This window comes from Amycolatopsis plumensis, assembly GCF_042652605.1.
Taxonomy (GTDB): domain Bacteria; phylum Actinomycetota; class Actinomycetes; order Mycobacteriales; family Pseudonocardiaceae; genus Amycolatopsis; species Amycolatopsis plumensis.
On the sequence record NZ_JBHSJY010000001.1, the window covers coordinates 3,685,240 to 3,697,350 of the forward strand.

Sequence of the window (12,111 nt, forward strand, 5' to 3'; positions counted from 1 at the left end):
CGCGAGCTGAGCGTCGGGACCGGCCTCCCGCAGGTCCCGACGCTCGCCCGCCGACCCCTCTTCTAGCCGAAACAACCCCAAGGGGACTTAGACGTGCTGGACGTCAACTTCTTCGATGAGCTCCGCATTGGTCTCGCCACGGCCGACGACATCCGTCAGTGGTCGTACGGCGAGGTCAAGAAGCCGGAGACCATCAACTACCGGACGCTCAAGCCCGAGAAGGACGGCCTCTTCTGCGAGAAGATCTTCGGCCCGACCCGGGACTGGGAGTGCTACTGCGGCAAGTACAAGCGCGTCCGCTTCAAGGGCATCATCTGTGAGCGCTGCGGCGTCGAGGTGACCCGCGCCAAGGTGCGCCGCGAGCGGATGGGCCACATCGAGCTGGCCGCCCCGGTCACCCACATCTGGTACTTCAAGGGTGTTCCGTCCCGCCTGGGCTACCTGCTGGACCTGGCGCCGAAGGACCTCGAGAAGATCATCTACTTCGCTGCTTACGTCATCACCGGCGTGAACACGGAGCTGCGCCACAACGACCTGCCGACCCTCGAGAACGAGATCGGCGTCGAGCGCAAGAACCTCGAGACCAAGCGCGACGCGGACATCGAAGCCCGCGCGCAGAAGCTCGAAGCCGACCTGGCCGCGCTGGAGGCGGAGGGCGCCAAGTCCGACGTCCGCCGCAAGGTCAAGGAGGGCGGCGAGCGCGAGATGCGCCAGCTGCGCGACCGCGCCGGCCGCGAGCTGGACCGCCTCGAGGAGGTCTGGACGACCTTCACGAAGCTCGACACCCGCCAGCTGATCGCCGACGAGCTGCTCTACCGCGAGCTCGTCGACCGCTACGGCGAGTACTTCACCGGCGGCATGGGCGCGGAGGCCATCCAGAAGCTGGCCACCGAGTTCGACGTCAACGCCGAGGCCGAGAGCCTGCGCGACACGATCCGCAACGGCAAGGGGCAGAAGAAGCTCCGCGCGCTGAAGCGGCTCAAGGTCGTCGCGGCCTTCCAGGCCACCGGCAACGACCCGCGCGGCATGGTGCTCGACGCCGTCCCGGTGATCCCGCCGGACCTGCGCCCGATGGTGCAGCTCGACGGTGGCCGCTTCGCGACGTCGGACCTGAACGACCTGTACCGCCGGGTCATCAACCGGAACAACCGCCTCAAGCGGCTGATCGACCTCGGCGCGCCCGAGATCATCGTCAACAACGAGAAGCGGATGCTCCAGGAGGCCGTCGACGCGCTGTTCGACAACGGCCGCCGCGGGCGTCCGGTCACCGGCCCGGGCAACCGGCCGCTGAAGTCGCTGTCCGACCTGCTCAAGGGCAAGCAGGGCCGGTTCCGCCAGAACCTGCTCGGCAAGCGCGTCGACTACTCGGGCCGTTCGGTCATCATCGTCGGCCCGCAGCTGAAGCTGCACCAGTGCGGTCTGCCGAAGGACATGGCGCTCGAGCTGTTCAAGCCGTTCGTCATGAAGCGGCTGGTCGACCTGAACCACGCGCAGAACATCAAGTCCGCCAAGCGGATGGTGGAGCGCTCGCGGCCGCAGGTGTGGGACGTGCTGGAAGAGGTCATCACCGGCCACCCGGTGATGCTGAACCGCGCGCCGACCCTGCACCGCCTCGGCATCCAGGCCTTCGAGCCGCAGCTGGTCGAGGGCAAGGCCATCCAGCTGCACCCGCTGGTCTGCGAGGCGTTCAACGCGGACTTCGACGGTGACCAGATGGCGGTGCACCTGCCGCTGTCGGCCGAGGCGCAGGCCGAGGCCCGGATCCTGATGCTGTCGGCGAACAACATCCTGTCGCCGGCGTCGGGCCGTCCGCTCGCCATGCCGCGGCTGGACATGGTCACGGGTCTGTTCCACCTGACCCGCCTGAGCGAGAACGCCGAGGGCGCGGGCAACGCGTACTCGTCGCCGGCCGAGGCCATCATGGCCTTCGACCGCAAGGCGCTCAGCCTGCACGCCCCGGTCAAGATCCGCATCACCGACCGGCAGCCGGCCAAGGCCGACGAGCCGGCGCTCGCGGAGAAGGGCTGGGAGCCGGGCAAGGCGTGGCTGGCCGAGACCACCCTGGGCCGCGTGCTGTTCAACGAGCTGCTGCCGGCGGACTACCCGTTCATCAACGAGCCGATGCCGAAGAAGCGGCAGGCCGCGATCGTGAACGACCTCGCCGAGCGGTACTCGATGACCCAGGTCGCGCAGACCCTGGACAAGCTGAAGGACGCCGGTTTCTACTGGGCGACCCGGTCGGGTGTCACGGTGGCGATCTCCGACGTCCTGGTGCCGGAAGGCAAGAAGGCCATCCTCGACGAGTACGAGGGCAAGGCCTCCCAGGTGGAGAAGCGCTACCAGCGCGGTCAGCTGTCGCACGCCGAGCGCAACAACGAGCTCGTCAAGGTGTGGACGCAGGCCACCGAAGAGGTCCACAAGATCATGGAGACGGCGCTGCCGGACGACAACCCGATCGCCATGATCGTGAAGTCGGGCGCCGCCGGTAACATGACGCAGGTCCGGTCGCTGGCCGGTATGCGTGGCCTGGTGTCGAACCCGAAGGGTGAGTACATCCCGCGTCCGATCAAGGCCAACTTCCGTGAAGGCCTGTCGGTGGCGGAGTACTTCATCGCGACGCACGGTGCCCGGAAGGGTCTGGCGGACACGGCGCTGCGGACCGCCGACTCGGGTTACCTGACCCGGCGTCTGGTGGACGTCTCGCAGGACGTCATCGTCCGCGAGATCGACTGCGGCACCACCCGCGGCATCATGATGCCGATCGGCGAGGACATCGGCGACGGCAAGGTCCTGCGCGACCAGCACGTCGAGACCTCCGTGTACGCGCGGAACCTCGCGACGGACGCGGTGGACGCCAAGGGCAACGTCGTGCTGAACGCCGGCGACGACCTGGGCGACCCGGCCATCGAGAAGCTGCTCGGCAGCGGCATCTCGAAGGTCAAGGTCCGCTCGGTGCTGACCTGTGAGTCGGCCGTCGGTATCTGCGCGACCTGCTACGGCCGCTCGATGGCGACCGGCCAGCTCGTCGACGTCGGCGAGGCGGTGGGTATCGTCGCCGCCCAGTCGATCGGTGAGCCGGGCACGCAGCTGACGATGCGTACGTTCCACCAGGGTGGTGTCGCCGGTGACGACATCACGACCGGTCTGCCCCGTGTCCAGGAGCTCTTCGAAGCTCGTGTCCCGAAGGGCAAGGCGCCGATCGCCGACGTCGATGGCCGCGTGCGCATCGAGGAGAGCGAGCGGTTCTGGAAGATCACCCTCATCCCGGACGACGGGGGCGAGGAGATCGTCTTCGACAAGCTGTCCAAGCGGCAGCGGCTCGCGAACACCCCGAACGGCCCGCTGGGCGACGGCGACCACGTGCACGTCGGCCAGCAGCTGCTCGAGGGCACGCCGGACCCGCACGAGGTCCTGCGGGTCATGGGGCCGCGCGAGGCGCAGATCCACCTGGTGGACGAGGTCCAGAAGGTGTACCGGGCGCAGGGTGTGTCGATCCACGACAAGCACATCGAGGTCATCGTCCGGCAGATGCTGCGCCGGGTGACGATCATCGACTCCGGGGCCACGGACTTCCTGCCGGGCGAGCTGCCCGAGCGGACCAAGTTCGAGGCGACGAACCGGGCCGCGGTCGCCGAAGGCGGCGAGCCGGCTTCGGGCCGTCCGGTGCTGATGGGCATCACGAAGGCGTCGCTCACCACGGACTCGTGGCTGTCGGCGGCGTCGTTCCAGGAGACCACGCGAGTCCTGACCGACGCGGCCATCAACGGCCGCTCGGACAAGCTCGTGGGCCTCAAGGAGAACGTGATCATCGGTAAGCTGATCCCGGCCGGTACGGGCATCAACAAGTACCGCAACATCCAGGTGCAGCCGACCGAGGAGGCCCGGGTCGCGGCGTACGCGATCCCGTCCTACGACGACGGCTACTACACCCCGGACGTGTTCGGGACGGGTACCGGTGCCGCGGTGCCGCTGGACGACTACGACTTCGGCCGCGACTTCCGCTGAAGCTGATTCGACGAAAGGCCCCCGCCGGGTTTCCGGCGGGGGCCTTTCGCTGTTTTGCAAAAGTCACCCAAACGGGTATTCAGGTGGCTTTCACATCGCTAGAGTTACCGGTGTTCACGCGGTTCGGGGGTTCACGCGTTTTCGACGGGTAATCAGGGGTGGCTGTTCGTGAACATATCCAGGACCGCGAGACCTTTCGCGCGCGGTTTTGCCGCGTTGACGGCCGCGGCTGTGCTGACCAGCGTGTTCGCCGGCCCGGCCGGAGCCGAGGAGCCGACGCCGGCCACGACCGCGCCGGCCGCGTCCGAAGCGCCGTCCACATCGGAAGCGCCGGCTCCCGAGCCGAGCGCGACCGAGCCGGAGGGCAAGCCCGCGGCGGCGCAGCCGCAGGCCGCGACCGACGAGCGCGCGAAGATCACCGCGACGGCGGAACTCGACAAGGACCTGTACCAGTCCGACGAGGACGTTCCCTTCACCTTCACGCTGACCAACACCGGATCCGTCCCCGCCAAGGGCCTCCGGGTCGGCCAGGACATCGGCAAGCCGGCCGCCCTGGTCGTCTACGCCGACGACAACGGCTGGGGCAAGCTCTCGTGGCCGGGCGTGGACCTCGACCCGGGGAAGACCTTCGTGCTGAAGACCACGGGCAAGATCCGGGACATCACCCAGGACGAGGTGGTCCTCGAGGGGAACGTGTTCGACAGCGACGGCCGCGGGGTCGCCGACTTCCGGGACACGGCGAAGGTAGAGCGGACGCTGGTGCCCACCAAGGGCACGGTGTACGGCGACCGGAACGGCAACGGCGTCTTCGACGACGGCGAGCAGCTGTCCGGCATCCCGCTCGCGCTGCAGTACGTCAACGGCCCGAACCGGTATGAAGCCACGAGTGGCCCCGGGGGCAAGATCGACTTCGGCGACGTCACGGCGGCCACCTACTACCTCGGCGGCGCGTCGGCCGGTGACTGGCTGATCCCGTTCCAGCGCATCCGGATCGGAACGGGCTCGAAGGACCTGCTGATCCGCGCGGTGCCGCCGCTGAACGGAGCGCTGAAGGCGTCGATGGCGTTCACTCAGGACAGCTACCAGCCCGGCGACCTCGCGCACCTCACCGTGACGCTGGCCAACTCCGGCCCGATCCCGCTCACCGGCATCGTGGCCTCGTGCGACCGGTACGGCTCCGACGCCGCGTTGAAGGCCGGCGCCGGGTGGGGAGACCTCGCCACCTTCGCCGACGGCGTGACCATCCCTCCCGGCCAGACGCGGACCTTCGACGTCGCCGAGCGGGTGCCGGACGCGGCCCGGAACGCCGGCGTCGTCACGGCGGACTGCGACTTCGGTTACCGCGAAGTCGGCATCGACGAGCACCCGGTCGCGAGCGCCGAGGCGGCGGTGCCCGGGGGCAAGGCGACCTTGGTCGGCGACGTCGCCGTCTACGACGACCGGGGGCAGGTGAAGCAGGGCATCGCCGGGGTCAAGGTCGTGCTGGCGTCCGACCGGCACTGCCCGGTCACCGCCGAGCAGACGACCGACGCGAAGGGGCACTTCGAGTTCCACGACGTGGTGCCCGGGCCGCAGTACCGGCTGTTCTTCCTCCCGCCGGCGGGGTGGCGGATCAAGGAAGAGAACCCTTGGTCGATCTTCGTCCACGGTCCGGCGGACCGCCCGGTCGAGCTCCGGGTGCAGGCCGAGCAGGGTGACGCTCCGCTGCCTTCGGTGCCCGTCAACCCGGCGGACTGCACGGCCAGTGCGCCGACCTCGACGGCACCCACCGCGGCGGGTGGCTCCGGCGGTGGCCAGAGCGGGGCCTCCGGGCTGGCCAGCACCGGTGTCGACGTCATCGGCCTCGGCGCGCTGGCGCTGCTGGCCCTCGCCCTCGGCGGCGGCCTCCTGTTCGGCGGCCGACGGCGCCGGCACACGTTCTGACGAGGAAGCGCACCCTTCGGTCCATTGTGGACCGAAGGGTGCTTCCAGTACGACTTCGATCTGATCAGGGGTGACTGTTCGTGAACCAATCCAGAAGCGTGAGACCTCTCGCGCGATGCTTCTCCGTCGTCGCGGCCGCGGCCCTGCTGGCCGGTGTGTTCGCCGGTCCGGCCGGGGCCGAGGAGCCGACGCCGACCGCCGCCGCGCCGTCGACGTCCGAAGCGCCGTCCACCGCGCCGTCCACAGTGCCGTCCCCATCGGAAGCGCCCGAGCCGAGCTCCGTGCCGAGCGCCACGCAGCCGGAGAACAAGCCCGCGGCGGCACAGCCGCAGGACGATCCCGGTCCGCAGCCGGACCTCGACGTTTCCATCGAGCACGCGGACTCGTACCCGACCAACGCGGACGTCCACTTCACCATCAAGATCCACAACCCGCGCAGCGTGCCGGCCGAGAAGCTGCGGGTCGCCCAGTGGATCGGCAAGCCGGACGACCTGGTGGTCCCGTTCGCCGACGGCTGGGGACCGCTCAGCAGCGACCGCGGGGTGACGCTGCAGCCGGGCGAGACCTTCACCCAGGCGGTGGTCGGGCAGATCCAGGACATCAGCCAGGACCACGCGAACCTGCGCGGCTTCGTCTACGACAAGGACGGCCACGGCGTGGCCCCCAGCTTCGACATCCCGTTCAAGCTCGAGAAGACGCCCGGGCACGCGTCCGGCGTCGTCTACGGCGATGCGAACGGCAACGGCACGCTCGACGCCGGCGAGGAGCTGACCGGCATCGAGCTCACCCTGCGGTACAGCACCCTCACCTACCGGGCCACCAGCGGCAAGGGCGGGCACTTCGACTTCGGCGAGATCCCGGCGGCCAGGTACTCCCTCGGTGGCGACGTCATCGGCGGCTGGCTGTTCGCCTTCCAGAACGTCCAGGTCGGACCGGACACGCATCTGGTTGTCCGCGGCGCGCCGCCGCTCGACGGCAAGCTCGCGGCCTCGATGGCCTTCACCCAGGACAGCTACCACGTCGGCGACCTCGCGCACGTCACCGTGAAGCTGACCAACTCCGGCCAGGTCCCGCTCACCGGCATCGTGGCCGAATGCGATCGCTTCGGGGCCTCGTACGCCCTGCAGGGCACCGGGCCCGGCTGGGGCGACCTCGCCGGTGACGGCGTGCGGGTCGGGCCCGGCGAGACGCGCACGATCGACGTCACCGAGCAGGTGCCGGCGGGGGCCGTCGACCGCGGGCTGGTCACGGCGAGCTGCGACTTCGGCTACCGCGGTGTCGACCTCGACAACCACGCGTTCGCCGGGGCCCAGGCGTCCGTCCCGGGCGGCAAGGCCGCCGTGGTGGGTGACGTGGCCGTCTACGACGACCGGGGCCAGGTGAAGCAGGGCGTCGCCGGCACCAAGGTCGTGCTGGTGGCCGAGGGGCACTGCCCGGTCACCGCCGAGCAGACGACCGACGCGAACGGGCACTTCGAGTTCCACGACGTGCTGCCCGGCCCCGACTACCAGCTGCTCCTCCTGCCGCCGAAGGGCTGGAAGGTCAAGTACGAGAACCCGGTCGACATCTACGTCCGCGGCCCCGCGGACCGGCCCGTCCGGGTGCGGATCGATGCCGAGGAAGGGGACGCGCCGCTCCCGGCGGTGCCCGTCAACCCGGCCGACTGCACGGCCGGTTCCCCGGCGGGCGGTGCGCCTGGTGCGGCCGGCGGGACCGGCGGTGGCCAGAGCGGCGGCTCCGGGCTGGCCAGCACCGGCGTCGACGCCATCGGCCTCGGCGCGCTCGCGCTGGCCGCCCTCGCCCTCGGCGGCGGCCTGGTGTTCGGCGCCCGCCGGCGCCGGCGCGCGGCCTGACGCAGCACCGAAAGCGCCCTCGGTCCACAGTGGACCGAGGGCGCTTTTCGGTTCAGCGCAGGCTTCCCCGGGACACCGGGAAGTCGAAGTAGGTGTCCGGGAACGGCTCGTCGTTCAGCGTGAAGTGCCACCACTCCTCGGGCAGGTTGCGGAAACCCGCCGCGCTCATCGTCGAGCGCAGCAGGTCGCGGTTCTGCCGCGCGGCACCGGTGATGGCCGGGTTGTCGGTGTGGGCGAGCGGGTCGAAGCAGTCGTAGCCGGTTCCCATGTCGACGGTGTTGTCGGGGAAGCGCTGGTCTCGCGGCGCGAAGCACGCCTTGAGCGGCTCGCCCGGGAAGTACGGCCGCTGGAACGCCGGCGGGAGGCGGACCAGCGTCAGGTCCATCGTGCTGCCGCGGCTGTGGCCGGACTTCTCGGCGATGTACCCGTCGGCGAAGAGCCGGTCCTTGGCGACGTTCGGGTAGAACTCCGCCTTCATCTTTTCGTCGGCGAGGTCCTTGGCCCACCGCACGAAGTGGTCGACCGCGCGCTGCGGCCGGTAGCAGTCGTAGACCTTGAGCGTGTAGCCCCGCCGGAGCAGCTGCGCCTGCGCCTTCCGCAGGCCGTCAGCGGCCTGGCGCGTCAGGAGGCACAGCGGCTGCCGGTACCCGTCGATGCGGCGGCCGACGAAGTTGTGCCGCGTGTCGTAGCGGATGTCCTGCAGGATCGACGGCGCGACGTCGGAGAGCGCGACGAAGGCCCCGGTCGTCGTCGCCTGCGCGGGCGCAGGTAGGGCGAGGCCGCCCAGAGCGGCGAGGGTGACGGCGAGAGCACGTACCCGGCGGGTGAAGATCGGCATCCCTCTCGTCTAGCAGCCCGGCCACGGACGCGCAGCCGCCGACCGAGTCACGACCAGCCTTCCGACGTCGTCGCGCGCAGGAAGTCGTCCGAGGGCGGCTGCACCGGGCGTCCCTCGAGCTGCGTGGACAGCACCACCGACGACCGCAGCTCGCCGTGCTTGCCCAGCCGCTCCAGCAGCCCCTCGAAGTGCTCGAGCGAGGCCGCCCGGATCTTCAGCATCGTGCAGTGGTCGCCGCTCAGCCGGTGGATCTCCACGACCTCGGGGTAGTCCTCGGACTTCGACGTCTTCAGCAGGCAGCTGCTCAGCGCGCACCGCATCTCGACGAACGCCTGCAGCGGCTGGCCCGCGCGCCGGGCGTCGACCTGGGCGCGGTAGCCGGTGATCACGCCGGTCTCCTCCAGCCGCCGCACCCGCTCGGCCACCGCCGGCGCCGACAGGTTGATCCGCCGCCCGAGCTCCTTGAAGGACAACCGCCCGTCGGTCTGCAGCAGGTCCAGCAACCGCCAGTCGACGTCGTCCAGCGGCTTTTCCGAACGGAAGGTCATGGGGCCCATTTTCCTTCCGTTGCGGGGCCGGGGCGAGCGAAATCCCGTGCTCCGGCCCTTCGAACCGCGGCCGGAAGTCCCTAACGTTGCCGGTCATGGGGACATTCACGGTGGCCGGCCGGACCCGGTCCATGGGGGTGCTGTTCGCCGGCGTCGCGTTGCTCAACACGGCCACGGTCGGTCTCGGCACCGCGGCCACGCTGATCGTCGCCGCGGGCAGCGGCGCGGTCTGGAGCGGGCTGCCGAGCGTGGCGAACGTGCTCGGCACCGCGGCGGGCGCGCTCGGCGCCGGGACGCTGCTGCCGGTCCACGGCCGCCGCCGCGTGCTGGTGGCCGGGTACGGCCTCGCGGTGCTCGGCGCGCTGGTGGCGTTGGCGGGCGCGCTGGCGACGGCGGTCCTGCCGCTGCTGCTCGGGATCCTGCTGGTCGGCCTGGGCAACGGCGGCGCGCAGCTTTCGCGGTACCTGGCCGCGGACCTGTACCCGGAGGACCGCCGGGGACGGGCGCTCTCGACCGTCGTGTGGGGCGGGACCGTCGGCGCGCTCGCCGGGCCGGCCCTGATGGCCCCGGCCGCCGGCGCCGCGGCCGGCTTCGGCTGGCCGTCGCTGTCCGGCCCGGCCGGGGTGGCGGTCCTGGCCACGGCGGGTGCGGCACTGGCGGCGGCGTTCCTCCCGCGGCACGTGCCCCCGCTGGGACAACCGGACCTTCGGCCCGCGCCCCGGCCGCCCGCCCCGGCCACCGGCGACGGCGGTCCGGTGCGGCAGGCCGGCGTCGCGCGGCCGCTGGTCGCGATGGTCACCGCGCAGCTGACGATGGGCGCGGTGATGACCATGACGCCGGTGCAGCTGCAGAGCCACGGGCACGGGCTCGACGCCGTCGGCTGGGTGCTGAGCGCCCACATGATCGGCATGTTCGCGCTGGCCCCGCTGTCCGGCCGGATCGCCGACCGCTGGGGGCCGTCGGTGACGGTCAACGCGGGACTCGGCGTGCTCGCGCTGGCGGCGGCCACCGCGCTCGCGGCGCCGACGGCGCACACCTCCGGCCTGCCGATCGCGCTGTTCCTGCTCGGCTACGGCTGGAACCTGGTGTTCGTCGGCGGCAGCGCGCAGCTGAGCCGCACCCTCGCCCCGGAGACGCGCAGCCGGGTGCAGGGCACCGTCGACGCGGTCGTCTGGTCGGCGTCCGCACTGGCCGGGCTGGGATCCGGGGCGCTGTTCGCGGGCGGCGGCTACGCGCTGGTCGCGGTGGTCGGCGGCGTGCTGGCCCTGCTCCCGCTCGCGTTCCTGGTGCCCCGTGACGGCCGGTAGCCGGGTCGTTGTCGGCAAATCTCTCGTCCTGCCCGGCGCGGCGGCCCGGCCAAGATGGGCCGTGGCTGACTCTGTGCCTTTCACGGACAACTTCTCGGACCTCTCCAACACGCAGGGGTATCAGTTCGAGTTCCGCTGCGAACGCTGCGGCAACGGGTTCCGTTCCGCCTTCCAGCGCGACAACATCGAGACGGGCCGAAGCGTGCTTCGCGCCGTGGGCTCGTTCTTCGGCGGGACGCTGCGCGACCTGAGCAACTCGGCCGACCAGTGGCGCTACGACCGCGCGACGAACTCGCCGGCCAAGGACAAGGCCCTGGCGGCCGCGGTCGAGGAGATCACCCCGAGCTTCCGCCAGTGCCGCGGCTGCGGCGACTGGATGTGCGAAACCCAGTGCTGGAACGAGGAAATCGGCCAGTGCCTGCGCTGCTCGCCGAGCGTCGCCGAGGAGATCTCGCGGGCGCAGGCCTCGGCCCAGCGCGACCAGATCTGGGAGCAGGCCCGCGAGAAGAACTGGACGGCGGACCTGGACATCGACACCCGCGCCAAGGTGACCTGCCCGGGCTGCGGCCTCAAGGCCGACGGCGGCAAGTTCTGTTCGTCCTGCGGCACGTCCCTGGCCCTCAAGGTCACCTGCGGCGGCTGCGGCAATCAGGGCAACAAGCCGGGCGCGCTGTTCTGCTCGGACTGCGGCACCAAACTCTGATCCGGCGCCCGGAGGAAACCGGCGTTTCCCTGTTCTCTCCCACGAATTCCGTCGAATTCCCCGGGCGCGGTCCGCGATGTGGGCCGCGCCCCTTGTCCGGCATCGACAAACCGTGTTCGTCGCGGGTATTTGTCTAGGGTGCGCGAGGGGGGCTCGCGGGCACGGAACCGGATCGGTGGTCGTTCCGGTACTCGTGGAAAAGGGGTGCGGCGTGGCTGCCGAGGATGCGGGCGGGAACAACGCGGAATGGCCCGGGGGCACGGTGATGTCCCGGTTGCCGGGTGCGCTGGCCGGTGAACTGCTGGCACTGGGCAACGCGAAACCGTGCCCCGCCGGCACCGTGCTGCTGCACCAGGGCGAACCGAGCACCCACGTTTTCCTGCTCGGGCACGGGAAACAGCCCCGGCTGGCCTGCGTCAAGGTCACCGCCGCGGACCGCAACGGCACCGAAAGCCTGCTGGGCATCCGGATCAGCGGCGATCTCGTCGGCGAGATGGGGGTGCTGCGGGAAGGGCCCCGCTCGGCCACGGTGACGGCGTGCCGGGCGATGACCGTGCACCGGATCCCGCTGGAGCACTTCCGGCTCTTCTTACGGCGCCGGGAGGAAGCCTGGCGGGTGGTCTGCCACATGCTCGCCGACCGCCTCGACTGGGCGAACCGCCGTCGCCTCGACTTCGCCGGGTACGACACGGCGGTGCGGCTCGCGCGGGTGCTAATCGAACTCGCCGAGCGCCACGGCACGCCCGGTGAGGCCGGGATCAGGCTGGGGATCCAGCTTTCGCAACCGGAATTCGGCAAGCTGATCGGGGCCGGCCGGGACGCGATCCAATTGGCTGTCCGCCAATTGAAGGACAAGAAGTACATCGCGTACCGATACCGGACAGTAACCATTCTTGACCTGAACGGGCTAGCGACATTCGCTGATCCTGGCTAA

8 protein-coding genes are annotated in these 12,111 nt (G+C 70.6%); 6 read left to right on the top strand and 2 right to left on the bottom strand.

The genetic code is table 11. From position 1 onward, the window contains the following. The first annotated feature begins 93 nt into the window (after positions 1 to 93). From ACFPLC_RS17825 to ACFPLC_RS17835, 3 genes are all read left to right on the top strand, one after another. On the top strand, positions 94 to 4,005 hold the full coding sequence (locus ACFPLC_RS17825; protein WP_378189258.1) for a DNA-directed RNA polymerase subunit beta': 3,912 nt from the start codon (positions 94 to 96) through the stop codon (positions 4,003 to 4,005). Positions 4,006 to 4,173: 168 nt separating this feature from the next. Then, positions 4,174 to 5,928: a hypothetical protein gene (locus ACFPLC_RS17830; RefSeq protein ID WP_378235864.1), complete on the top strand. Its 1,755-nt coding sequence runs from the start codon at positions 4,174 to 4,176 to the stop codon at positions 5,926 to 5,928. Positions 5,929 to 6,008: 80 nt separating this feature from the next. Next, positions 6,009 to 7,781: a hypothetical protein gene (locus ACFPLC_RS17835; protein ID WP_378235865.1), complete on the top strand. Its 1,773-nt coding sequence runs from the start codon at positions 6,009 to 6,011 to the stop codon at positions 7,779 to 7,781. Between the two features lie 52 nt (positions 7,782 to 7,833). Here ACFPLC_RS17835 and ACFPLC_RS17840 read toward each other — a convergent pair whose 3' ends face one another. After that, entirely contained in the window at positions 7,834 to 8,619 is a 786-nt protein-coding gene (locus tag ACFPLC_RS17840) for a M15 family metallopeptidase (RefSeq protein WP_378189255.1), read from the bottom strand. Positions 8,620 to 8,666: 47 nt separating this feature from the next. Next, on the bottom strand, positions 8,667 to 9,167 hold the full coding sequence (locus ACFPLC_RS17845) for an Lrp/AsnC family transcriptional regulator (protein WP_378189254.1): 501 nt from the start codon (positions 9,165 to 9,167) through the stop codon (positions 8,667 to 8,669). Positions 9,168 to 9,262: 95 nt separating this feature from the next. Between ACFPLC_RS17845 and ACFPLC_RS17850 the strand changes: the two genes are divergently transcribed. From ACFPLC_RS17850 to ACFPLC_RS17860, 3 genes are all read left to right on the top strand, one after another. Continuing rightward, complete coding sequence (locus ACFPLC_RS17850) at positions 9,263 to 10,474, top strand: MFS transporter (protein WP_378189253.1); 1,212 nt, start codon at positions 9,263 to 9,265, stop codon at positions 10,472 to 10,474. Positions 10,475 to 10,535: 61 nt separating this feature from the next. After that, on the top strand, positions 10,536 to 11,177 hold the full coding sequence (locus ACFPLC_RS17855; RefSeq protein ID WP_378189252.1) for a zinc ribbon domain-containing protein: 642 nt from the start codon (positions 10,536 to 10,538) through the stop codon (positions 11,175 to 11,177). A 211-nt stretch (positions 11,178 to 11,388) separates the two neighbouring features. After that, positions 11,389 to 12,111 (top strand): Crp/Fnr family transcriptional regulator, encoded by a 723-nt coding sequence (locus ACFPLC_RS17860; protein WP_378189251.1) that lies wholly within the window; start codon positions 11,389 to 11,391, stop codon positions 12,109 to 12,111.